The organism is Kitasatospora sp. NBC_00458 (assembly GCF_036013975.1).
Lineage (GTDB): Bacteria > Actinomycetota > Actinomycetes > Streptomycetales > Streptomycetaceae > Kitasatospora.
In genome coordinates, this window is record NZ_CP107904.1 from 1,491,992 (window position 1) to 1,513,519 (window position 21,528).

General features: G+C 76.1%; 20 protein-coding genes. 9 read left to right on the forward strand and 11 right to left on the reverse strand.

All coding sequences use genetic code 11. From position 1 onward, the window contains the following. Positions 1–70 precede the first annotated feature (70 nt). The 3 genes from OG550_RS05185 to OG550_RS05195 form a co-directional block, all read right to left on the reverse strand. Positions 71–1,147 (reverse strand): S-adenosylmethionine:tRNA ribosyltransferase-isomerase, encoded by a 1,077-nt coding sequence (locus OG550_RS05185; RefSeq protein WP_327675006.1) that lies wholly within the window; start codon positions 1,145–1,147, stop codon positions 71–73. After that, entirely contained in the window at positions 1,144–2,001 is an 858-nt protein-coding gene (locus OG550_RS05190; RefSeq protein WP_327675008.1) for an SDR family NAD(P)-dependent oxidoreductase, read from the reverse strand. Before OG550_RS05190 ends, OG550_RS05185 begins: the two co-directional genes overlap by 4 nt. 86 nt (positions 2,002–2,087) lie before the next feature. Then, complete coding sequence (locus OG550_RS05195; protein WP_327675010.1) at positions 2,088–3,083, reverse strand: RluA family pseudouridine synthase; 996 nt, start codon at positions 3,081–3,083, stop codon at positions 2,088–2,090. Positions 3,084–3,365: 282 nt separating this feature from the next. Here OG550_RS05195 and OG550_RS05200 point away from each other — a divergent pair, with 282 nt between their 5' ends. From OG550_RS05200 to OG550_RS05210, 3 genes are all read left to right on the forward strand, one after another. Continuing rightward, the gene (locus OG550_RS05200; RefSeq protein ID WP_327675012.1) at positions 3,366–4,463 is read left to right on the forward strand and encodes a PP2C family protein-serine/threonine phosphatase; all 1,098 of its coding nucleotides are present in this window, start codon (positions 3,366–3,368) and stop codon (positions 4,461–4,463) included. A 140-nt stretch (positions 4,464–4,603) separates the two neighbouring features. Next, entirely contained in the window at positions 4,604–4,999 is a 396-nt protein-coding gene (locus OG550_RS05205; RefSeq protein WP_327675014.1) for a DUF3224 domain-containing protein, read from the forward strand. Positions 5,000–5,114: 115 nt separating this feature from the next. Continuing rightward, positions 5,115–5,927 (forward strand): DUF5995 family protein, encoded by an 813-nt coding sequence (locus OG550_RS05210; protein ID WP_327675016.1) that lies wholly within the window; start codon positions 5,115–5,117, stop codon positions 5,925–5,927. 60 nt (positions 5,928–5,987) lie between these two features. Here the strand turns inward: OG550_RS05210 and OG550_RS05215 are convergent, their stop codons facing one another. Further along, positions 5,988–7,427, reverse strand: coding sequence for a GuaB1 family IMP dehydrogenase-related protein (locus OG550_RS05215; protein ID WP_327675018.1), 1,440 nt, complete (start codon positions 7,425–7,427; stop codon positions 5,988–5,990). 313 nt (positions 7,428–7,740) lie between these two features. Between OG550_RS05215 and OG550_RS05220 the strand changes: the two genes are divergently transcribed. Continuing rightward, positions 7,741–9,246: an SDR family NAD(P)-dependent oxidoreductase gene (locus OG550_RS05220; RefSeq protein WP_327675020.1), complete on the forward strand. Its 1,506-nt coding sequence runs from the start codon at positions 7,741–7,743 to the stop codon at positions 9,244–9,246. A gap of 46 nt (positions 9,247–9,292) precedes the next feature. After that, entirely contained in the window at positions 9,293–9,757 is a 465-nt protein-coding gene (locus tag OG550_RS05225; RefSeq protein ID WP_327675022.1) for a nucleotide triphosphate diphosphatase NUDT15, read from the forward strand. Positions 9,758–9,895: 138 nt separating this feature from the next. Here the strand turns inward: OG550_RS05225 and OG550_RS05230 are convergent, their stop codons facing one another. The 3 genes from OG550_RS05230 to OG550_RS05240 are packed head-to-tail and all read right to left on the reverse strand — an operon-like array spanning position 9,896 to position 13,358. Continuing rightward, a complete protein-coding gene (locus tag OG550_RS05230) occupies positions 9,896–12,130 on the reverse strand; it encodes an FtsX-like permease family protein (RefSeq protein ID WP_327675024.1) in 2,235 nt (744 codons plus the stop codon). After that, entirely contained in the window at positions 12,127–12,837 is a 711-nt protein-coding gene (locus OG550_RS05235) for an ABC transporter ATP-binding protein (RefSeq protein WP_327675026.1), read from the reverse strand. The genes OG550_RS05230 and OG550_RS05235 overlap by 4 nt, the downstream gene beginning before the upstream one ends. After that, complete coding sequence (locus OG550_RS05240; RefSeq protein WP_327675028.1) at positions 12,834–13,358, reverse strand: PadR family transcriptional regulator; 525 nt, start codon at positions 13,356–13,358, stop codon at positions 12,834–12,836. Before OG550_RS05240 ends, OG550_RS05235 begins: the two co-directional genes overlap by 4 nt. A 642-nt stretch (positions 13,359–14,000) precedes the next feature. On the opposite strand from OG550_RS05240, the gene OG550_RS05245 reads away from it, so the two are divergent. From OG550_RS05245 to OG550_RS05255, 3 genes are read left to right on the forward strand one after another with little or no spacing between them, the layout of a single operon-like run. Beyond that, positions 14,001–14,672, forward strand: a complete 672-nt coding sequence (locus OG550_RS05245) for an Rv1733c family protein (protein WP_327675030.1) — start codon at positions 14,001–14,003, stop codon at positions 14,670–14,672. An 8-nt stretch (positions 14,673–14,680) separates the two neighbouring features. Further along, positions 14,681–15,280, forward strand: a complete 600-nt coding sequence (locus OG550_RS05250) for a GNAT family N-acetyltransferase (protein ID WP_327675032.1) — start codon at positions 14,681–14,683, stop codon at positions 15,278–15,280. Next, on the forward strand, positions 15,277–15,510 hold the full coding sequence (locus OG550_RS05255) for a hypothetical protein (protein WP_327675034.1): 234 nt from the start codon (positions 15,277–15,279) through the stop codon (positions 15,508–15,510). The genes OG550_RS05250 and OG550_RS05255 overlap by 4 nt, the downstream gene beginning before the upstream one ends. A gap of 75 nt (positions 15,511–15,585) precedes the next feature. Here OG550_RS05255 and OG550_RS05260 read toward each other — a convergent pair whose 3' ends face one another. The 3 genes from OG550_RS05260 to OG550_RS05270 form a co-directional block, all read right to left on the reverse strand. Next, positions 15,586–16,263, reverse strand: coding sequence for a YoaK family protein (locus tag OG550_RS05260; protein WP_327675036.1), 678 nt, complete (start codon positions 16,261–16,263; stop codon positions 15,586–15,588). Positions 16,264–16,597: 334 nt separating this feature from the next. After that, positions 16,598–18,430 carry an asparagine synthase (glutamine-hydrolyzing) gene (gene asnB, locus OG550_RS05265; protein ID WP_327675038.1) on the reverse strand — a complete coding sequence of 611 codons (1,833 nt, stop codon included), beginning with the start codon at positions 18,428–18,430 and terminating at the stop codon, positions 16,598–16,600. Positions 18,431–18,743: 313 nt separating this feature from the next. Then, positions 18,744–19,541: a DUF2785 domain-containing protein gene (locus tag OG550_RS05270; protein ID WP_327675040.1), complete on the reverse strand. Its 798-nt coding sequence runs from the start codon at positions 19,539–19,541 to the stop codon at positions 18,744–18,746. Positions 19,542–19,844: 303 nt separating this feature from the next. On the opposite strand from OG550_RS05270, the gene OG550_RS05275 reads away from it, so the two are divergent. Beyond that, a complete protein-coding gene (locus OG550_RS05275; protein ID WP_327675042.1) occupies positions 19,845–20,783 on the forward strand; it encodes a TIGR01777 family oxidoreductase in 939 nt (312 codons plus the stop codon). Between the two features lie 87 nt (positions 20,784–20,870). Here the strand turns inward: OG550_RS05275 and OG550_RS05280 are convergent, their stop codons facing one another. Continuing rightward, positions 20,871–21,455 (reverse strand): helix-turn-helix domain-containing protein, encoded by a 585-nt coding sequence (locus OG550_RS05280; RefSeq protein ID WP_327675044.1) that lies wholly within the window; start codon positions 21,453–21,455, stop codon positions 20,871–20,873. Positions 21,456–21,528: the final 73 nt, after the last annotated feature.

Below are 21,528 nucleotides of genomic sequence, written 5' to 3' on the forward strand. Positions count from 1 at the left end.
GCACCGGGCACGGGGCGCGCTGGCACGGCGGGGACAGGGCGGGTGCACGGCCCCGCGCGGGGGCCGCCGGTCAGTCCGGGAGCAGCAGGTTGACGTCGCCGAACTCGTGCCAGAGGTACCGGTGCCGGACCGCCTCGCGGTAGCAGCGCTCCAGCAGCGGCCGGCCCGCGACGGCGGCGAGCAGCAGCAGGTGCGAGGCCCGCGGCTCGTGCCACCCCGTGAGCAGGCCGTCCACCGCCCGCACGCCGCGCCCGGGGGTGACCACCAGCTCCGTCCAGCCCTCCGCCTCCCGGACGGTGCCGTCCGGTCCGACCGCCGACTCCAGGGCGCGGACGGCCGTGGTGCCCACCGCGACCACCCGCCCTCCCCCGGCCCGGACGTGGCCGACCAGCCGGGCGGTGGCGCCCGGCACCCGGAACCACTCCGCGTACGGCGGTTCGTGGGCCTCCGGGGAGGCCACCCCGGTGTGCAGCGTGATCGGTGCCACCAGCACGCCCCGCCCGGCCAGCCGGGCCACCACCTCGGCGCTGAACGGCCGCGCGGCGCTGGGCATCTCGCTGCTGCCGGGCACGGTCGCGAACACCGTCTGGTAGGCCTCGACCGGCCAGTCCCGGTCGACGTAGCCGTAGCGGATGGCCCGGCCGTGCTGCGCCAGGTACCCGGCCAGCGGTCCGGGGTGGCTGAGCCGGGCGTGCCAGAGGCGGGGCGTGAACGGCGCGGTCAGCTCGGCCGCACCGCCCGCCGGCAGCGACACCCGCAGCCCCGGGCGGGCCGGGGACTCGGCCGGCGGGTAGTGGGCGGGCGCCTCCCCCGGTACGGCACGGCGCAGTTCGACCAGGTGGGTGCCGTGCCGGTCCGGGCGGCTGGAGGAGAGGTGGAGGGCGACCGGCAGGCCGTCGGGCAGCCGTCCCGGCAGTGCGGCGGGCAGGGTGGCCGAGTTGTTGACCACCAGGAGGTCCCCGGGGCGGAGCACCTCCGGCAGTTCGGTGAAGTGGTGGTGCCCGACGGCCACGGCCCCGCCGGCGCCCCGGCGCCCGACCAGCATCCGGACGTCGTCCCGAGCCGCTCCCCGGGCCTCCGCCGGTTCCCCGGCGGAGAGTTCCGGCGGGACGGTGACGTCGAGGGCGGGCTCGGCGACCGCGGTCACCGCCCCTCCCCGGCGGCGGCCCCGGCACCGGCGGGGACGGCGGCCGGCTCCCCGCCCGCGGGACCGGGCCCGTCGGATGCGGGGCCGGACCCGTCGGCCGCGGGGACGGCCGGGGAGGCGGGCAGCTCGCAGGCGCGGTAGCGCCCGGAGGCGGCCCGGTCGCGGACGAGGGCGAGCAGCGCGGGCGCGACCTCCTCGGGCAGCGTCTCGCCCGAGAGGTCCTCGCCCGGACTGGCGTCCTGCAGCATCCGGGTCCGCATGCTGCCCGGGTCCACCGCCCAGACCCTCAACTCGGGCTCCTCCACGGCCAGGACGGCCGAGGCGAGGTCCAGCGCCGCCTTGCTCGCGCCGTAGCCGCCCCACCCCTCGTAGGCCACCGCGGCCGCGTCCGAGCTGATGTTGAGGACGGCCCCGGCGTGGGCGCGCAGCTGCGGCAGGACGAGCTGGGTCAGCGCGATCGGGGCGAGCGCGTTGACCTCGAAGGTCTCCAGCAGCTCGGGCAGCGGGAAGTCGGCCAGCCGGGGCAGGGGTTCGCAGCCGCCGTCCGCTCCGGGGGCGTCGGCGCCGTTGAGCGTCCCGGCGTTGTTCACCAGGAGCCGCGCCCCGCCGAGGGAGGCGGCGGCCGCGGCGAGCCGGGCCCGGTGGTCGTCGTCGACGATCGACCCGGCCGATGCCACCACCGTGGTGGTTCCCGCCAGTTCGGCCTCCACCGCGGCGAGGTCGGCCGCGCCGCGGGCGGTGATCACGAGCTGCCAGCCGTCGGCGGCGAGTGCCCGGGCGAGCGCCAGGCCCAGGCCCCGGGAGGCACCGGTGACCACGGCGACGGGGCGGTTGCTGATCTGCTGTGCGTTCATGGCACCACGATCGCCGCGGAGCGGTCCCGTCCGGATCGGCCGCCGGACCCGCCCCCGCCTCGGCCCTTCGTCCTCGTCCGCTCGCCCTAGGCGGACGGCGGGGCGGAGCGCGGAGTGGAGGGCGCGGTGGAGGGCGCGGCGTCCCAGCCGTCCGGGTCGGACCAGGCGGACAGCGTCCGGCGGCTCTCGAAACGGCACCGGCGGCCGCTCAGCGGGTCGGTGAACTCGACCACCGCGGAGAGCAGTTGGAGCGGACGGCGGAAGTCGTCCGGCGCCGGCTCGGGCAGCACCACCGGGTACACCGGGTCGCCGAGGATCGGCACGCCCAGGCCGCTCATGTGCAGGCGCAGCTGGTGCGTCCGCCCGGTCGACGGCCGGAGCCGGTAGCGGCCGAGCCCGCCCCGCCGCTCGACCAGGTCGATCCGGCTCTCGCTGTTCGGCGGCGCGTCCAGCTCGCGGGCCGCGATCTCGCCGCGCTCCTTCACGATGTGGCTGCGTACGGTGCGCGGCAGCTCCAGCGCCGGATCGTACGGCGCCACCGCCTGGTACTCCTTGTGGACCAGCCGGTCGCGGAACAGCGTCTGGTAGGCCCCGCGGTCCTCCGGACGGACCACGAACATCGCCAGCCCCGCCGTCAGCCGGTCCAGCCGGTGCGCCGGGCTCAGCGCGGGCAGGGCGAGCGCGTGGCGCAACCGCGAGAGCGCCGTCTCCACGACGTGCCGGCCGCGCGGGGTGGTGGCCAGGAAGTGCGGCTTGTCGACCACCACCAGGTGCTCGTCCCGGTGCAGGACCTCCAGCTCGAACGGGACCGGCACCTCCGCCGGGAGCTCGCGGTAGAACCAGAGGTGCGCCCCCGGCCGGAACGGCTCGTCCGGCTCGACCGGCCGGCCGTCCTGACCGACCACGCCCCGCGCGTCCAGCAGCGCGTCGACCCGCTCGGCCGCCGCGGCGGGCAGCCGCTCGGCCAGGTACGCGCGGACCGTCGGCCACGGCCCGCCGGTCACCGGCAGCCGCAGGTGCACCGGGTCCACCCCGAGGCGCTGCGGAAGGGGGGCGGGCGGTGCCTTGCTCTTGCGTCTCATCTCGCCGGCCAGCCTAGTTCGCCGGCGGTGGGCCGGTGGCGCCCGGGCCGCACGGGCCCGGCGACGGAGACGCGTTCCCGGCCTCGGCGGGCGCGGTGCGGCGCCGGAACGGGGCACGGAACCGGGCGCGGACCCCGGGCGCCGGGGCGCCGCGGGGCGGGGCAGGAGGGGGCGCCGGGATGCCGGGGGTGGCGGGCCCGGTGGAGAGTGGAGGTGGAGAGTGGAGGTGGACAGCGGAGCCGCCCGTCCCGGCGTCCCCGCCGACCCCCTGGAGGCGAGTGCGTGACCGTGACCGCCGGCGGCCCGCAGGACGGGGCCCCGCCGCCGCGTCTGCCGCGGCGGGCCCGGCTGCTGCTGTACTGCGCCTTCCTGCTGCTGGTCGCGGCCGTGGCGGTCGACCTGCTCACCGGCCCGGGGACGACGCTCTCCCCCGTCCTCGCGGTGGCGCCCGTGCTGGTCGGGGCGACCACCCGGCGGGCCCGGGTGCCGCTGTACACCGGGGTCGCCGCGGTGCTCGCGGCGGGGGTGCTGGAGCGCGGCAACGGCGGGGTGTCGGAGTCCGTGCACGTCACCGCGCTGGTCACCATCCTGGCCGCGACCCTGGCCAGCACCGCCAACGTCGTGCTGATCGCCGCCCGGGAACGCGAGCTGCTGCAGGTCCGGACGGTGTCGGAGGCCGCGCAGCGGGCGCTGCTGCGGCCGCCGCCGGAGCGGCTCGGCCCGCTGCGGATCGCCGTCCGCTACGTCGCGGCGGCCGCCGAGGCGAGGATCGGCGGTGACCTGTACGAGGCGGTGGACACCCCGTTCGGGATCCGGGTGCTGCTCGGCGACGTCCAGGGCCACGGCCTGTCGGCGGTCGAGACGGCGGCCGACGTCCTCGGGGCCTTCCGGGAGGCGGCCCGCACCGAGCCGGACCTCGCCCGGCTCGCCGGGCGCCTGGACGCCGCGCTGACGGCCCGGCCGGACGACGAGCGGTTCGCGACGGCGGTGCTGCTCGGCGTCGGCGGGGAGGGCGGCGGCGCCGACCTGGTCAACTGCGGCCACCCGCACGTCCTGCTCCGGCGGGCCGGCCGCGTCACCGAGCTGGTGCCGTCCCGGCACGCGCCGCCGCTCGGCCTGCTCGACCTGCTGGGCGGCGGCTACCGGGCCGATCCGTTCGACCCGCACGCCGGTGACCTGCTGCTCCTGCACACCGACGGCTTCTCCGAGGCCCGCGACCGGTCCGGGAACTTCTACCCGCTCGCCGAGCGCTTCGCCGGGTTCCCGGCCGCCGCCCCCGAGGACCTCCTCGACGCCCTCCTCGACGATCTGGCGGCCTGGGTCTCCCCCGCCGGTCTCGACGACGACGCGGCCGCGCTGGCCCTCCGCTGGGAGCGGTGAGCGACCGCCCCCCGGGGACGGACCGGGAGGCCACCGCCGGTCGCCGCACGGTGCGGGGGCGGTTGTCAGTGGCGCGTGCAAGGGTGGGCCTGCGGTGGGCGACGGGCCGGCCGCGGGGTTCTGGTCGAGGGGACGGTGCCATGGGCAGCAGGGTGAGCGGGGCGTTCGAGGTGACGGCCTTCGAGCCGGAGGAGTCGGACGAGCAGCCGGGGGCGACGGTGGGCCGGGTGCGGATCGCCAAGGACTTCACGGGCGGGCTGACGGGGACGAGCGTCGTGCGGATGCTGTCGGTGATGGACGGCGCGGGCGGGCCCGCCGCGTACGTGGCGGTGGAGCGGTTCACGGGCGCGCTGGACGGGCGGCAGGGGTCGTTCGTGCTGCAGCACGCCGCGCCGGGGAGCCACGGCGAGCGCCTGTCGATCCGGGTGGTGGCGGGGACGGGCTCGGGCGAGCTGGCGGGGATCACCGGGGTGTTCGAGCTGGAGGTCGACGAGCAGGGGGCCCACACCTACGTGCTGGAGTACGAGCTGGGCTGAGCGGAGGACGCGGAGCGGGTGGCGGGCCGGGGCGTCCGCGCGGCACCGGCCGGGCCCCGACGGGCGGCTGTCACGATGATGCGATCAGTATCCGATCGACATCGGAGGGTGACGGATGGCCGGCACGCACACACGGATCACGAACGGCGTCGACGGGGTGATCCGGCGGCTGCGGGTGATCGGGGCCGGACTTCCGCCCGGCGACGGGGTGGCGGTCTTCAACCGGATGTACCTGACCGTGACGGAGACGGTCCGGGCCCGGCTCGGGGAGTTCTCCGATCCTGGCGCCGTGGCCGAGCTGGACGTGCTGTTCGCCGGGCGCTACCTGCTGGCCGTGGACGCCGTCGCGGGCGGGCGGCGGCCGCCGGCCTGCTGGCGGCCGCTGTTCGGGCTGCGGGCGGACCCGGAGGTCCATCCGGTGCAGTTCGCGCTGGCCGGGATGAACGCGCACATCCAGCACGACCTGCCGCTCGCCGTCGTCGACGCCTGCCGACGACTGGGCTGCGGGCCCGAGCAGCTGGCCGCCGACTACCACCGGATCAACGGGCTGCTGGCCGGGGTGGAGGCGGAGGTCCGGGAGCAGCTGATGCCCGGACCGGACCTGCTGGAGCGGGTCGAGCCGCTGACCCACCGGATCGGCGCGTGGTCGGTCGACGCGGCCCGGGACGCGGCCTGGTCGTCCGTCCGGGTGCTCTGGGAACTGCGCGGGCTGCCGGGCGCGGCGGCGGCGTTCACGGCGACGCTGGACGGCGCGGTCGGGCTGCTGGGGCGCGCGCTGCTCGCCCCGCTGGGCCTCCCCCGCCCGGCCGGGACTCCGGCGGGGACTCCGACCGGGGCCCCGGCGGGCGGAGCGGCGGGCGGAGCGGCGCCGGCCGGGCGACTCCCCCTCGCGAGGAGCCGACCGGCCGGCGGTGCGCGGAGCCGCTAGGGGGCGTGTGTGCAAAGTCGCCGCGGCCCCGGCGGGACTCTGCCGGCACGCCCCTGGCCGTCAGGCCCAGCTGCTGTGGAGCGGCTTGCCCTCGGCGTAGCCGGCGGCGCTCTGGATGCCGACGACGGCCTTGTCGTGGAACTCCTCCAGGGAGGCGGCGCCCGCGTAGGTGCAGGAGCTGCGCACGCCGGCCACGATCGAGTCGATGAGGTCCTCGACGCCCGGGCGGGCCGGGTCGAGGAACATCCGGGAGTGCGAGATGCCCTCCTCGAACAGGGCCTTGCGGGCCCGGTCGTACGAGGAGTCCTGGGAGGTGCGGTTGCTCACGGCCCGCTTCGAGGCCATGCCGAAGGACTCCTTGTACTGGCGGCCGTCGGCGGTGGCCTGGAGGTCGCCGGGCGACTCGTAGGTGCCGGCGAACCAGGAGCCGATCATCACGTTGGACGCGCCCGCGGCCAGCGCCATCGCGACGTCGCGCGGGTGGCGCACCCCGCCGTCCGCCCAGACGTGCCTGCCCAGCCGGCGCGCCTCGGCGGCGCACTCCAGCACGGCGGAGAACTGCGGACGGCCCACGCCGGTCATCATCCGGGTGGTGCACATCGCGCCCGGGCCGACCCCGACCTTCAGGATGTCGGCGCCCGCCTCGACCAGGTCGCGGACACCGACCGCCGAGACGACGTTCCCGGCCACGATCGGGACCTGCGGGTCCAGGCCGCGGACGGCGCGCAGCGCGCTGATCATCGACTCCTGGTGGCCGTGCGCGGTGTCGACGACCAGGGTGTCGGCGCCGGCCTCCAGCAGGGCCTTGGCCTTGCCCGCGACGTCGCCGTTGATGCCCACGGTGGCGGCGACGCGCAGCCGGCCGGCGGCGTCGACGGCCGGGGTGTAGAGGGTGGCGCGCAGTGCGTTCTTGCGGGTCAGGATGCCGACCAGGCGGCCCTCGCCGTCCACGACGGGGGCGAGCCTGCGGTGGGCCTCGCTGAGCTTGTCGAAGGCGGCGCGCGGGTCGATGCCCTCGTCGAGGAGGAGCAGCTCGCGGGACATCACGTCGGCGAGCGAGGTGAAGCGGTCGACGCCCTGGCAGTCGGAGTCGGTGACGACGCCGACCGGCCGGCCGTCCTCGACGACGACCAGCGCGCCGTGGGCGCGCTTGGGCAGCAGCGAGAGGGCTTCGGCGACGGTGGCGCCGGGGCCGAGCGTGATGGCGGTGTCGTGCACCAGGTGGCGCTGCTTCACCCAGCCGACGACGTCGGCGATCACCTCGGTCGGGATGTCCTGCGGGATGGCGACCAGGCCGCCGCGGCGGGCGACGGTCTCGGCCATCCGGCGGCCGGCGATGGCGGTCATGTTGGCGACCACGAGCGGGATGGTGGTGCCGGTGCCGTCGTTCGAGGAGAGGTCGACACCCTGCCGGGAGCCCACTGCGGAGCGGCTGGGGACCATGAAGACGTCGTCGTACGTCAGGTCGTACGAGGGCGTGAGGTCGTTCAGGAAGCGCATGTGACGGGGCTCTCTGGCTGGGAGAAATTACACCTCGGGTGCGGGTGCGGCACGGCCGCAGGGCGCACTCGGGCGCCCCTGCACCCAACGTTCGATTCTCCGACACCCTGCGGGCAAACGCCAGTTCGCAGGGGTTTGCTGGTGCACCGCACAAGCGGTGATCACCGATCGGGGGAAAGTGTTGGAGGTTCCTCCAAGTTTCCGCTTTTCGCCCCGGCCAGGCCCGCTCCCGTAGCATTCACGCGGTAACGGCGGTGGCGAACGGCGACGGCCACAGCAGCGGCGAGCAGCGAACAGGGAAGCGGCAACAGGCATGACGGCGGGCGTGGGCATCGAGCAGGACAACGGCACCGAGACCGCCGAGGAGATCGACTACGGCCCCGGCCTCGACCCGGAGCGGCTGAAGCTCTGCCTGGACGTCCTGGCCGAACTCGACCGGCTGCACGTCGACCACCCGGACGCGATCACCGTCCGCCAGGCCGTCGGCGGCGTGTTCCGCACCCTCAAGCAGCGCCGCCGCCAGGAGACCCGGGCCCGCAAGACCGCCAACGACCGCGAGGTCACCGCGAAGACCGCGACCGGCGCACCGACCCGGATCGACGACGAGACGGCCGGCGCCTTCGGCCTGACCACCGTCACCACCAGCGAGATCGCCGGCATCCTGGAGCGCCCCCGCTCCTGCTACATCTGCAAGCAGCGGTACGTGGAGGTCGACGCCTTCTACCACAACCTCTGCCAGAACTGCGCCGTCAAGAACCGGGCCCGCCGGGACGCCCGCGCCGACCTCACGGGCAAGCGCGCGCTGCTCACCGGCGGCCGGGCCAAGATCGGCATGTACATCGCGCTGATGCTGCTGCGCGACGGCGCCCACACCACCATCACCACGCGCTTCCCGAACGACGCCATCCGCCGCTTCACGGCGATGCCGGACAGCGCCGACTGGCTGCACCGGCTCAAGGTCGTCGGCATCGACCTGCGCGACCCGGCCCAGGTCATGGCGCTGGCCGACGAGGTCGCCGCGGACGGCCCGCTGGACATCCTGATCAACAACGCCGCGCAGACGGTCCGCCGCCCGCCGGAGTCCTACCGCGAGCTGCTCGCCGCCGAGTCGGCGCCGCTGCCGGCCGGGATGCTGCCGCAGTCCACCACCATCGGGCGGTTCGGCAGCGGCAGCGTCGACCTGCCGGCGCTGCCGCAGCAGGCGGGCGGCGGGGGCGAGCGGATCTCCGCCGACGACGTCACCTCGCTCGCCCTGGTCACCGGCTCGGCGACGCCCGCGCGGATCGAGGCCGGTACGGCGATCGACGCCGGCGGCCTGGTGCCCGACCTCGCGGACACCAACAGCTGGGTGCAGACCGTCAGCGAGGTCGGCCCGGTCGAGCTGCTGGAGGTGCAGCTCTGCAACTCCACCGCGCCGTTCATCCTGATCAGCCGGCTCCGCCCGGCGATGGCCGCCTCCGCCTCCCGGCGCAAGTACGTGGTCAACGTCTCGGCGATGGAGGGCGTGTTCAAGCGCGGCTACAAGGGCGCCGGCCACCCGCACACCAACATGGCCAAGGCCGCGCTGAACATGCTCACCCGCACCAGCGCCCAGGAGATGTTCGAGAACGACGGCATCCTGATGACCGCCGTGGACACCGGCTGGATCACCGACGAGCGCCCGCACCCGGACAAGATGCGGCTCGCCGAGGAGGGCTTCCACGCCCCGCTCGACCTGGTCGACGGCGCGGCCCGGGTCTACGACCCGATCGTCCGCGGCGAGCAGGGCGAGGACCTGTACGGCTGCTTCCTGAAGGACTTCGACCGCTCCGCCTGGTGACGCCCGCGGGCGGACCGGCGGGCACCACCCACGGGGAGGAACAGCGTTGACGACGCCGACGACCGCACCGATGCTCGGTGCCGGGGTGATCGTGCCCACCGGGGACGGCCGGGTGCTGCTCGGCCGGCGGACCACCGCAGGCGAGCCGCCCACCTGGAGCCTGCCCGGCGGCAAGGTCGACACCGGGGAGTCCTTCGAGGAGACCGCCGCCCGCGAGCTGGCCGAGGAGACCGGGATCGTGCTGCCCGCCGCGGAGATGCGGGTGCTCGCCGTGCTGCTCGACCACGAGCTGGGCCGCCCCCGGGTGACCGCGGCGGTGCTCGCCCCGCCGAGCCTGGCCGCCGCCGTGGTCACCGAGCCGCACGCCTGCGGCGGCTGGGAGCGGTTCCCGCTGGACGCGCTGCCGGGCCCGGTGTTCTACCCGTCCGCGCTCGTCCTCGGCAGCTGGCGCCCGGAGCTCGGCGACGTGCGGCGGGCCGGGACGCACGCGTACCCCGTCCCCGGCCGGTAGCCGGGGACGGGGCACCGGCCCGGCCCCCGGAGGGCCGTGGTCGGCATCCCCGGAGGGCCGTGGTCGGCATCCCCGGGGGCCGGGCGACCCGCCGGCGCGGGCCGCCCCTGGCGGGCCGATCGCAACCGGCCCGGGCGGTCAGCCGTTGCGGGCCGCCTCGGGGCCGGTGAGCCGCCTCAGGAGCGGCAGCGTGGAGGCGATGATCCCCAGCGAGGCCACCAGCCCCAGCACGACCAGGGCGAAGTACACCGCTCCCGGCGAGACCAGGTCGTAGTCCATCTGCGACTTGAGGAACATCGCCGCCGCGCCGAAGCCCGTCCCCGTGGAGACCGCGGCGACCACGAGCAGCGGCAGCCCGCTCTCCAGGCCGATCACCCGCTGCAGCAGCCGCAGCGGCGCACCGGTGAGCCGGAGCATCGCGAACGGCCGGCGCCGGTCGGAGAGCCCCGCCACCACGCTGACCGCGAGGCTGCACCCGGCGATCGGCAGGGTGGTGAGCAGCACGACGTCGGCGAGCTGCCGCCAGCCGGCCAGTTCCTGCTGCTGGGTGGAGCCCCAGTCGGCGACCATCCGCGCGACCTGGTCCGGGAACTCCCGGGACAGCAGGGTGCGGGTCTGCTCCATGGCCGCCTTCGAACCGTCGGTCGTCACGTAGAGCGCGGCGACGGGCAGCGCCGCGACCTCGTCCGCGGTGACCGGCGCGGTCGGCCACTCCACCTCCGCCTGGGAGCGCAGGTCGAGGAGGCCGTGCTGCGGGACGGCCGCCACGCCCGCACCGGCCGCGCAGTGGCCCAGCACCGGGGCGGTGGCGAGATCCGAGCAGGCGACCAGGACGGGCACCCAGCCGGGCGGGTCCTGCGGGTCCCGGGCCACTCCGGCCGGGTTGGAGTGCGCCACGACGAGCCCCTTGAAGCCCGGCACGGCGCGCAGTCCGGCCAGTACGTGCTCCGGCGCGGAGGCGGCCATCGGCGGCTCGTCCATCCTCACGCCGTGCTCCACCGCGGTCCGGGTGGCCGGGTCGCCGCTGAGCGCACCGCGGTTGGCGTCGATGGTGCCGATGATGGCGACGGTCGCGGTGGTGACGAAGAGGGCCAGGACCAGGCCGGCCACCGACCGGAACCCGGCCTTGGGGTCGTCCGCCAGCCGTCGCACCGCGATCAGGGTGGCGGGGCGGCTCGTCCGGGCGGCGACCAGCCGGGCGGCGGTCATCGTCAGCCAGGGGCCGGCGATCACCAGGCCGAGCATGATCACCAGGAAGCCGGTCAGGTAGGCGGCGGTCTGCCCGTCGGTGGTCTCCGGGCGGCGGCCGACGAACCAGCCGAGTTCGGCGAGTCCGGCGAGCAGCGGCACGACCCGCCAGGCCGTCGGCGGCTTCGGGGTGACCCGGCGGGAGACGCCGAGCGGGGAGATGGTGACCCGGCGCAGCGCCAGCCGGGCGGCGGCGGCCGCGACCAGCGGGACGCCCAGCAGGACGGCCACCGCCTGGACCGGGGTGAGCACGAGGTCGTCGAGGAAGAAGCGCCGGCCGGTGAAGGGGACGGTCGCCACCAGCGGGCGCAGCAGCAGGTGGACGGCGAAGCCGAGCACCGTCCCGGCGGCCGAGGCGACGACGGACTCCACCGTCGAGATCACGGTGATCTGCCGCGGGGTCGCGCCGACCAGGCGCATCGCGGCGTAGCGCTGCTCCCTGGTGGCCGCGGAGAGCCGGGTCGCGGTGCCGATGAAGATCAGCACGGGGAAGAGCAGGGCCCCCGCGACGACGGAGAGGATGAGCGTCATGGCGTCGCCGCGCACGCCCATGCCCGGGCACTCCTGGCTGCTGTCGCAGCCGGCCGGCAGCGTGGTCGCGATGCTGGTGACCTGCCGCGCCCCCGGCCGGGCGGAGAGCTCCTCCGGGCTCTGGCCGACCAGGGCGAGCAGCGAGTCCGGGGACCGCAGGGCCTCGGCGCCGACCTCGCCGACGAGCGTGCCGGGGAAGCGGTCCCCCAGCTCCACGGCCGGGGTCTCGCGGATCAGCTTCGCCAGGGCCGGGGAGGCGTAGTACTCGCCGGCCTTCGGCAGCGCGGGCACCCCCGGCGGGACGGGCGAGGTCGGACCGGTGCCGGCGACCTGGAGCCGGAGCAGTTCCTCGCCGTCGTAGTACTCGACGCTGTTGCGCCACCAGAGCGGGTCGGCGTCCGCCGTCCCGGTGCGGCTCGCGGCCGCGGAGTTGAGCCAGAGCACGCGGTCGTTGGACTTCTCGACGGCGTTGATGCTGGCCAGCGTCGAGAGCAGCAGGCCGACGCCGATCGCCACCGCCGCAGTGATCGTCAGCAGTCGGAGGACGGCGGCCCGGCCCCCGCTGACGGCGAGCCGGAGGGCGAAGGGGATCACGAGGCGACCCGCTGCGGCGCGGCGGCCGGGGTGCGGCCGGAGCCGAGCGTCCTGGCCCTGCCGTCCCGGACGACCGCCTCGCGGTCGGCGTAGGCGGCGACCCGGGGCTCGTGGGTGACCAGGACGACCGTGGTGCCCTGGGAACGGGCCGCGTCGACCATCAGGTCCATCACCTGCTCTCCGGTGAGCGAGTCCAGCGCGCCGGTCGGCTCGTCGGCGAAGAGCACCCGGGGGCGGGTCACCAGGCCGCGGGCGAGGGCCACCCGCTGGGCCTGACCGCCGGACAGCTCGCCGGAGCGGCGGCCCCCCATGCCGTCCAGACCGAGCCGGGCGAACCAGGGCCGCGCCTCGGCGAGCGCGGCGGCCCGGCGGACGCCGTTGAGCAGCAGCGGCAGGGCGACGTTCTCCTCGGCGGTCAGCTCGGGGACGAGCTGGCCGAACTGGAAGACGAAGCCGAACCGGTCCCGCCGCAGGGCGCTGCGCCGGGCCTCGTTCATGGTGTCGATCCGCTGCCCGTCGAAGTGCACCTCCCCCGCGTCGGGGACGAGGATGCCCGCCAGGCAGTGCAGCAGGGTGGACTTGCCGGAGCCGCTCGGGCCCATCACGGCCAGCACCTCGCCGGCCTCGACGGCCAGGTCGGCGCCGCGCAGGGCGGGGGTCTCGCCGAAGGCGAGTTCGACGGAACGGGCTTCGATCAGCGGGCTCATGCGCGTACCTCCGCGGCGAGGGCGTCCAGGCGGGCCGTGGTCAGGTCGATCCACCGGAGGTCCGCCTCCAGGTGGAAGATGCCGTGGTCGGCGAGCAGGGCGTCGACCAGCGGGCCGGTGCGGCGCAGTTCGGTGAGCTCGCGCATCCGGCGCAGGTGGGCGGCGCGCTGGGTGTCGAGGTACTCCTCGGCGTCGCGGCCGAGCATCAGGGCGAGGACGACCTTGGTGAACAGCACCGACTGGAGGTTCGGCTCGGGGGCGACCGGCTCGGTGAGCCAGTGTTCGAACTCGGTCACCCCGGCGTCGGTGATGACGTAGCGCTTGCGCTCGGGTCCGTCGCCGGGCTCGGCCTCGCCCGCGACGACCTTGCCGTCCCGCGCCAGCCGGCCGAGCGTGGAATAGACCTGACCGTACGGCAGGGGCTTGCCCCGCCCGAAGAAGGCGTCGTAGTCGCGCTTGAGGTCGTAGCCGTGGCTCGGCTCACGCTCCAGCAGCCCGAGAAGGGTCAAAGGAACACTCATGGGAGGAACATACACCAGACGTATACTCCGAGTGTATAGCTGCCGAGAATACGGCCCCGATCTGCGAGAACTCGTGCTCGGCAAGGATTCTGAGTGAAAGTCGGACGATCCGGGGAAACGTGAGCGGGGGGCGGCCCCACACCGCCCCCCACTCCGCACGGCGGCCCGGCGAGCCCCCACAGCGGGCCGGACCTCCGCGTCCCGGCACAAGGAGGACGCGGTCACCGTCAGCCTGCCCCGTCTCCGCCGCCGCGCCGAGGGCCGAACGTCCCTGTCCCGCCCCTTCTCCCACCCTTTTCCCGCCCCCTTCCGTTCCGCCGGCCGGCACGGCGGCGGCGCGGACGGGGGCGGTGGCCGGCGGGCGCAGGCGGCGCGGGCGGTCGCGGGGAGCGCGTGTGCTCCGCCGTGCTCCCGGGCGCACGGCGCGCACACCCTCCCGGACCACCCCCGACACCGCCCCGACACCGCCCCGGGCGGACCCGTGGCGGGCCCGGCGCGGCCCCGTGGCCGACCGGCCGCGGACCGGCGGACGGCTCCCGGGCGGTGCGGGGCCGCACGGCTCTTGTGCCCGGGGGCCGCAGCGGGGGAGATTGGGTGGCGACGGGGGCCGAACAGCGCCAACAGCCGTGAGGAGCACGCATCGTGTCCAGCACACCCCGCCCGGCCCGGCCCGCGTCGCTGCCCCGGCGGGCGGGCCGTCAGCTGCTCCGCGCCCTCGGCCGCCGCCACTCCCTGAGCCTGCGCGAACCGCTCGCCCGGCCGGTCGACCGGGCCCGCAGCCGGGCCTGGCTCGCCGCCGCCGTCGCCCTCGCCGTCGGACTGGCCGGCGTCGTCACCGCCGCCCTGGTCGGCTACCGCACCTCCGTGCGCACCACCGAGAGCGAGCGCGGCCGACTGCACCGGATCGAGGCCGCGGTGATCGGCAGGGTCCAGCCGGAGCAGCCCGCGAACAGCCGCTGGACCGGCGGCTACGAGAACCGGGTGGAGGTCTCGACCGTCTGGACCGCCCCGGACGGCCGGACGCACGCCGGCACCGTCCAACTGCCGCGCACCACCCTCACCCGGCCCACCGTCACCCTCTGGGTCGACGACGCCGGCGAGCCCGCCAGGACCCCCGAGACCCGGATCGGCCTCACCGTCGGCGCCGTCTGCACCGGCCTGGCCGGCGGTGCCACGCTGGCCACCCTGATCGGCGTCGCACTCGCCCTGCGGCTGCGCGCCCTCGACCGGCGGGCCGACCGCGACTGGCAGCGGTCCTGGGCCCGCTGGGAACCCCGATGGAGCGGCCGGACCAACCAGCCGCAGGAGGACTGAGGAGCACCGTGTTCGTCACCGACCGCCTGACCGCCCGGCTCTGGACCGGGAGCGACGCCGAGCGCGCGTACGACCTGTACTCGCGCTGGGAGGTGGTGCGCTGGCTCGGCGCCACCCCGCGGGCGCTGGAGTCCCCCGCCGAGGTGCCCGCCCTGATCGACCGGATGCGGGCCCGGTCCGCCGACCCCCGCTACGGCGCATGGGCCCTGGAACGGCGGGACACCGGCCTGGTGGTCGGCACGGTCCTGCTCGCCCCGCTGCCCGGGGGCGACGGCGAGGTCGAGGTCGGCTGGCACCTCCACCCCGACTCCTGGGGCAACGGCTACGCCACCGAGGCCGCCCGCGGCGCCCTGGCCAGGGGCTTCGCCGACGGCCTGACCGAGGTGCACGCCGTCCTCCGGCCCGGCAACGAGCCCTCGGCCGCCGTCTGCCGCCGCCTCGGCATGACGCACCGGGGCCGCACCGACCGCTGGTACGGCCTGGAGCTGGAGTCCTTCCTGGCCGTCCCGGACACCGCCGGGCCGAACACCGCCGGGCCGAGCACCGCCGTCCACGACACCGCCGGGCCGGACACCCGCGGGCGCGACACCGCCGGGCCGCGCCGGTGAGCGCCGCTCGGCCGCCCGGCACCCGGCGGCTGACGGTCGACCTGGACGCCGGGCTGGTGGACTGGGTCCGCGCGTTCGCCGAGCTGTCGCACCGGACGGTCGAGGACGTGGTCGGCCCGCTGGTCGCGGCCGAACGCGCCCGCGTCGAAGCGCGCTGGACGGACGGCGCGGACGGCGCGGGCGACGCGGAGGCGACGCGCGACACCGGAGCGACGGGCGGTACGGGCTGAGCCGGCCGGGGAGGCCGAACCGGCCGGAGGGGCCGCACGGGCGCCGCGCCCCGGGACGGACGGGGCGACCACCGGTCAGCGGGTTTCCTCGGGGCGGGTCCAGGGCGGGGCCGGCCGCCCGGCGCGGTGGGTGACCGCGGCGACCCCGAGGAGGAGGGCCAGGGCCACCGCCAGGGCCGTCGGGACGTCCGCGTGCAGGACGAGTGCGGCCCCGACGAGCGCCCCGGCGAACATCCAGCCCGCGGAGGCGAAGCGCCGGACGCCGGCCCGGTCGGCGGCCAGGGCGGTGAGCGTCATGGTCAGCACGGTGGTGGTCAGGTCGGGGACCCTCAGCGCCCGGACGGCCGCGTTCTGCAGGCCCATCGCGAAGCCCAGCACCCCCGTCAGGGTGTAGCGGACCGGGTCGTCGGTGTGGCCGAGCACGGCCGCCAGCACCGTGCAGCCCGCCATCAGCACCGACTGGGCGGCGACGGTGGCGACCAGCAGCCGCCCGCGGTGGGCCGGCCGGAGTTCGGCGAGGTGCCCGCCCGTCAGCGCACCGGCCAGGAAGGCGGCGAGCGCGGTGAGCGACGCCGACGCGGAGAGCCCCGGGGCCCCGGCCAGGGCGAAGCCCAGGAAGACCACGTTGCCGGTCATGTTGGCGACGAAGACGTGGCCGAGGGCGAGGTAGCTCACCGCGTCGACCAGCCCGGTCACCACCGTGAGCACCAGCAGCATCGGCACCAGCGGACCGTGGCGGGGGTCGTTGCGCATCCGCGTCCTCCTCGGCGGACAGGGGCATCGGACGGACGGCCCCGGACGGCCCCGGGTGCCGCCCGGTTCGACCCGGTTCGGCCTCCCCGCCCCGGGCCTCCCGGCCGTCCCGTCCGTTCTACGCCCGGCCGGCCTCCGGAGCGGCCCGACCCGGCCGGGACGGTCGGAACCGCGCCCCGGCCGCGGCGCGTCCGCGGGAAAGGTCCGGGCCGGGGCGAGGACCCGACCGGACCGGGCCGGGGCCCGGCGTGCGGACCGGGGCCCGGCGCGCGGAACGCACAGCGCCCGCCCCCCCGGGTGCGGCGGGGGCGGGCGCTCGGCTGCCGGGGGCCGCTCAGACGGTGAGCGCCGGGCGGTGGTGGTCGAGCCAGAGGGCGAGGTCCACGACCCGCTCCAGACGGAGCCGGTGGCCCCACTCCAGCTGGTCGGCCGGGGTGTCCAGGCTGCTCTTGATGACCGTCTCGTCCGCGATGTCCCGCACGTGCGGCGCGTCCAGCGCCTCGCGGGCGAGCCGCTGGAGGCCGCTGTTGTAGTCGGCGTGGTGGGTGGCCGGGTAGTGGTTCTTCGGCCGCCAGAGCACCGAGTCCGGGGCGATGCCCTTGCCGGCGGCGCGCAGCAGGCTCTTCTCGCGGCCGTCGTAGCTCTTCATCGCCCAGGGGGTGTTGAAGGCGTACTCGACGAGCCGGTGGTCGCAGTAGGGGACGCGGACCTCCAGGCCCTGGGCCATCGAGAGGCGGTCCTTGCGGTGCAGCAGCTGGCGCAGCCAGCGGGTCAGCGAGAGGTGCTGCATCTCGCGCTGGCGGTGCTCGGTCGGGCTCTCGCCGTCCACGTGCGGGACGGCGGCGAGCGACGTGCGGTAGGTGTCGTCGCGGAACTCGGCGATGCGCAGGTGGGCGGCGAGGTCCGGGTTGATCGGCATGGCGGCCTCGTCGCCGGTGACGAGCAGCCAGGGGAAGGTCTGCGCGGCGAGCGCCTTGGGGTTGTGGAACCACGGGTAGCCGCCGAACACCTCGTCGGCCGCCTCGCCGGAGAGGGCGACCGTCGAGTGCTTGCGGATCTCGCCGAACAGCAGGAACAGCGAGGTGTCCATGTCGCCGACGCCGATCGGCGAGTCCCGGGAGACGACCACGGCGCGGCGGTTCTCCAGGTCGAGCAGCGTCCGCGGGTCGAGGACCACGGTGGAGTGGTCGCTGCCTATGAACGCGCCGGCCTCGGCGGCGAACGGGGTGTCGTGCCCGGTGCGCAGGACGTCGCCGGTGAACTGCTCGGCCTGGTCGCTGTAGTCGACGGCGTAGGAGCGCAGCTTGGCCTGCGGGCCCTCCTGGAGCCGGAGTTCGTCGGCGACCAGGGCGGTCACGATGGTGGAGTCGAGGCCGCCGGAGAGCAGGCTGCAGAGCGGGACGTCCGCCTCCAGCTGGGCCCGGGCGGCACGGTTGACCAGGGAGCCGACCTGCTCCAGGGTGGCTTCGAGGTCGTCGGTGTGCGGGCGGGCGGTCAGCTCCCAGTAGCGGCGCTCGCGGACACCGCCGCGGTCGAGGACGAGCAGCCCGCCGGGGTGGACCTCGCGGACGCCGGCCCAGACCGTGGGGCCGGTGTTGAAGAGCAGGCTGTAGGCCTCGCGCAGGCCGTCGGCGTCCACGGTGGGCGTGACGTCGGGGTGGGCGAAGAGCGCCTTCGGCTCGGAGCCGAAGACCACGCCGCCGTCGACCTCGGCCCAGAAGAGGGGCTTGACGCCGAGCCGGTCGCGGACCAGCAGCAGGCGCTGGTTGCGCTCGTCCCAGATGCCGAAGGCGTACATGCCCTCCAGGCGGTCGACCAGGGCGTCGCCCCACTCCTGGTAGGCGCGGAGCACCACCTCGGTGTCGCTGCGGGTCTCGAAGCGGTGGCCCTTGGCCGTGAGCTCGGCGCGCAGCTGGTGGTGGTTGTAGACCTCGCCGCTGTAGGTGAGGACGACACCCGGCTCGTCGCGGCGGTCGGCCATGGGCTGGGCACCGCCCCGGATGTCGATCACGGCCAGCCGGCGGTGGCCGAGGGCGGCGTGGCGGCCGAGCCAGACGCCGCCGGCGTCGGGGCCGCGCAGAGCCATGGTGGCGGTCATCGCCTCGATGACGGGGGCACTGTGGCGGACGTCCTGATGGAAGGACACCCAGCCGGTGATTCCGCACATGCGCGAGCACTCCTTGGACGGGCAGACGAACTGACGGGCAGACGAACGGACGGGCTGGACCGGCACGGGCGGCCGTGCCGAGGTCCGGTCCACCAGTCGGGCGGAGCGGGGCCGTGGTTCCACGAAATCGGACACATTTCCGGCCATTGGCGTGTGCACGGAACCCGGACGTCCGCTCCGGGGAGCCGGAACGGCCCTCCGGAGCGGACGGGAGCGGACGGCTACGGCCTGCGGGGAAGCAGGACGGAGCGGCGGGCGCGGGCGGGCGGCGGGCGCGGGGCGGAGCGGCGGGGCGGGGCGGGCGGACGGGCGCTCAGGCCGGGCCGAGCGCCCGCAGCAGCGCGGCCGTGACGGCGGGGCCGTGGGCGAGCGGGAGCAGCGGGGTACCGGGGCCCGCCGCGCGCACGCCGGTCTGGGCGAGCACGAGCAGCGCCCGCAGGGTGCGCGCGCCGTTGGACACCCAGGCCGGGGCCGGACCGCGCCGGTGCTCGGCGAGGAAGCCCGCCGACCGCTCGACCCAGGCGACGCACTCCTCCTCGGTCAGCTCCGGCCTGGTGAGGCTCCGCGCGATGCCGGTGGCGAGCCGCTCGTCCTCGCGCTCGCCGTACAGGTGGTCGGTGGGGGCCAGCAGCCGCGCCGTCGCGAGACCGAGCACCCGCCCGGGGGCGACGGCGGGGTGGCGTCCGAACGTGCCGAGCAGGTCGGCCCCGTGCGCGGTCGCGTGCAGCCAGCCGAGTTCGGGGTGGCGGCCGCGGAGGTCGGTCTCGGCCGGGTACCAGCGGGCGAAGGCTTCGAGCCAGGCCGGGTCGAAGTCCCCCCGGCCGACGATCATGTCGAGGACGAGTGCGGCGAAGGTCCGCGCCTCGACGGCCGGGTCGCCGAAGCGCTCGGCCATCCGGTCGCCGAGGGAGGTCCGCAGCCGGCCGGCCACGACGTCGCGGGCGATCCAGGTGTCGAGCACGGCGTACGGGTCGCCGTCGCGGATCCGGGGGTCCGGGTCCGCCAGGGCGAGGGCGAGCTCGTCGACGAGAGCGTCGAGGGGGCGGTCGGCGGGGACGGCGAAGTCCTGGGCGCAGACCTGCGACCAGTCGGTGGCGGTGGGGGCGGACATCGGCGGCGGGGCCTCTTCTCGGTCGGCACGGATCGGCACGGACCGATACGGATCGGTGCGAGCCGGCGCGGTTCGGTACAGGGGGGCACAGGTCGGTACACGTCGGTACGGGTCGGCGCGGGCCGGCGCCGGGGCGGACCGGCAGGGGTCCGCGGGGGCCGGTGCACGCGCCATCCCTATCACCGCGCCGAGCCTGCCGACCAGCGGTTTTCCACGGCCCCCGGTGCGTGATCCAGATCATTTTGAACACGTTCACTTGGATCGCTAGGCTGTACGCGGAACAACACCGAGGGGGGACACTCGATGAGAATCGTCATACCCGGGGGAACCGGGCAGATCGGCCGCATCCTGGACCGGGCACTGACCGCCGAGGGCCACGAGGTCGTCGTCCTGACCAGGCGGCCCGGGCGCGACCAGGAGATCTACTGGGACGGCCGCACCCTGGGCCGCTGGACCGACGCGGTCGACGGCGCCGACGTCGTCGTCAACCTCGCCGGGCGCAGCGTCAACTGCCGCTACACCGAACAGAACCAGCGCGACATGATGGACTCCCGGGTGCACTCCACCCGGGCCGTCGGCCGGGCCATCGCCGGCGCCAGGCGCCCGCCCCGGGTCTGGCTCCAGATGAGCACCGCCACCATCTACGCCCACTCCCACGGCGCCCCGCACGACGAGGCGGACGGCGTGCTCGGCGGCGGCGAGACGGGCGTCCCCCGGCACTGGGGCCGCAGCGTGCAGATCGCCCGCGCCTGGGAGCGCGAGCAGGCCGACGCCGCGACGCCCGCGACCCGCCGGGTCGCGCTGCGCTGCGCCATGGTGATGAGCCCCGACCGCGGCGGCGCCTTCGACCAGCTGGTCCGGCTGGCCCGGACCGGCTTCGGCGGGCCGATCGACGGCGGCACGCAGTACATGTCCTGGATCCACGACCGCGACCTCACCCGCGCCGTGCGCTTCCTGATCGACCGCGACGACTTCGCTGGCCCGGTGAACATCGCCGCGCCCGCCCCGCTGCCGCAGCGCGCCTTCATGCAGACGATCCGGCGCGCCAAGGGCATCCCGCTGGGGCTGCCCGCGACCCGCTGGATGGCCGAGGTCGGCGCGTTCGCGCTCCGCTCGGACACCGAGCTGCTCCTGAAGAGCCGCTCGGTGAAGCCCGGGCGGCTGCTGGACGCGGGCTTCGGCTTCGAGCACCCGCACTGGTCGGCGGCGGCCGCCGACCTGGTCCGGCGGATGCGCCGCTGAGCCGGGCTCCGGCCGGTGTCCGTCCGCGTGGCACGGGGCGGGGGCGGAGCGCGTGCCCCGCCCCCACCGCCCCCGGCCCCGGCGCCGTCAGGCCTTGGGCCTGGCGCGGACGTGCATCCGCTCGCCCTGCCGTCCGAAGAGGCTGAGCAGCTCCACCGGGCGGCCGTCCGCGCTGGTGAACCAGTGCGGCACCCGGGTGTCGAACTCGGCCGCCTCGCCCGGCCCGAGGACCACGTCGTGCTCCCCGATCAGCAGCCGCAGCCGGCCGTCCAGCACGTACAGCCACTCGTAGCCCTCGTGCGTCCGCAGGTCCGGCTCGGCACCCCGGTCGGTGATCACCAGCTTGTACGCCTGGAGCGGGCCGGGGCTGCGGGTCAGCGGCACGACCGTCCCGCCGTTCGGCAGCGCGCGCGGCGTCAGCCGGACCCGGGGGTCGCCGACCTCGGGGGCGCCGACCAGCTCGTCCAGCGGCACCCGGTAGGCGCCGGCCAGCGGCAGCAGCAGCTCCAGGCTGGGACGCCGCTGGCCGGACTCCAGCCGGGAGAGCGTGCTCTTGGAGATGCCGGTGGTCTCCGAGAGGGCGGCGAGCGTGATGCCCCGCTTCTCCCGCAGCCGGCGGAGCCTCGGCGCCACCTCGTCGAGCACCGCCCGGTAGGCCTCCGGTTCGTCCATCCGCGCCTCCACCTCCGTCACCTCCGGACCCGCCCGCCCCCGGCGGCCGTTCCGCCCGGCGCCGTCGTCCCGG

Excerpts from the sequence above, each read along its gene's own strand:
- OG550_RS05280 (WP_327675044.1), bottom strand. The coding sequence starts at position 21,455 with ATGGACGAACCGGAGGCCTACCGGGCGGTGCTCGACGAGGTGGCGCCG.
- OG550_RS05205 (WP_327675014.1), top strand. The coding sequence starts at position 4,604 with ATGGGCAGCAGGGTGAGCGGGGCGTTCGAGGTGACGGCCTTCGAGCCG.
- OG550_RS05195 (WP_327675010.1), bottom strand. The coding sequence starts at position 3,083 with ATGAGACGCAAGAGCAAGGCACCGCCCGCCCCCCTTCCGCAGCGCCTC.
- OG550_RS05240 (WP_327675028.1), bottom strand. The coding sequence starts at position 13,358 with ATGAGTGTTCCTTTGACCCTTCTCGGGCTGCTGGAGCGTGAGCCGAGC.
- OG550_RS05275 (WP_327675042.1), top strand. The coding sequence starts at position 19,845 with ATGAGAATCGTCATACCCGGGGGAACCGGGCAGATCGGCCGCATCCTG.
- OG550_RS05270 (WP_327675040.1), bottom strand. The coding sequence starts at position 19,541 with ATGTCCGCCCCCACCGCCACCGACTGGTCGCAGGTCTGCGCCCAGGAC.
- OG550_RS05235 (WP_327675026.1), bottom strand. The coding sequence starts at position 12,837 with ATGAGCCCGCTGATCGAAGCCCGTTCCGTCGAACTCGCCTTCGGCGAG.
- OG550_RS05190 (WP_327675008.1), bottom strand. The coding sequence starts at position 2,001 with ATGAACGCACAGCAGATCAGCAACCGCCCCGTCGCCGTGGTCACCGGT.
- OG550_RS05215 (WP_327675018.1), bottom strand. The coding sequence starts at position 7,427 with ATGCGCTTCCTGAACGACCTCACGCCCTCGTACGACCTGACGTACGAC.
- OG550_RS05260 (WP_327675036.1), bottom strand. The coding sequence starts at position 16,263 with ATGCGCAACGACCCCCGCCACGGTCCGCTGGTGCCGATGCTGCTGGTG.
- OG550_RS05220 (WP_327675020.1), top strand. The coding sequence starts at position 7,741 with ATGACGGCGGGCGTGGGCATCGAGCAGGACAACGGCACCGAGACCGCC.
- OG550_RS05210 (WP_327675016.1), top strand. The coding sequence starts at position 5,115 with ATGGCCGGCACGCACACACGGATCACGAACGGCGTCGACGGGGTGATC.
- asnB (WP_327675038.1), bottom strand. The coding sequence starts at position 18,430 with ATGTGCGGAATCACCGGCTGGGTGTCCTTCCATCAGGACGTCCGCCAC.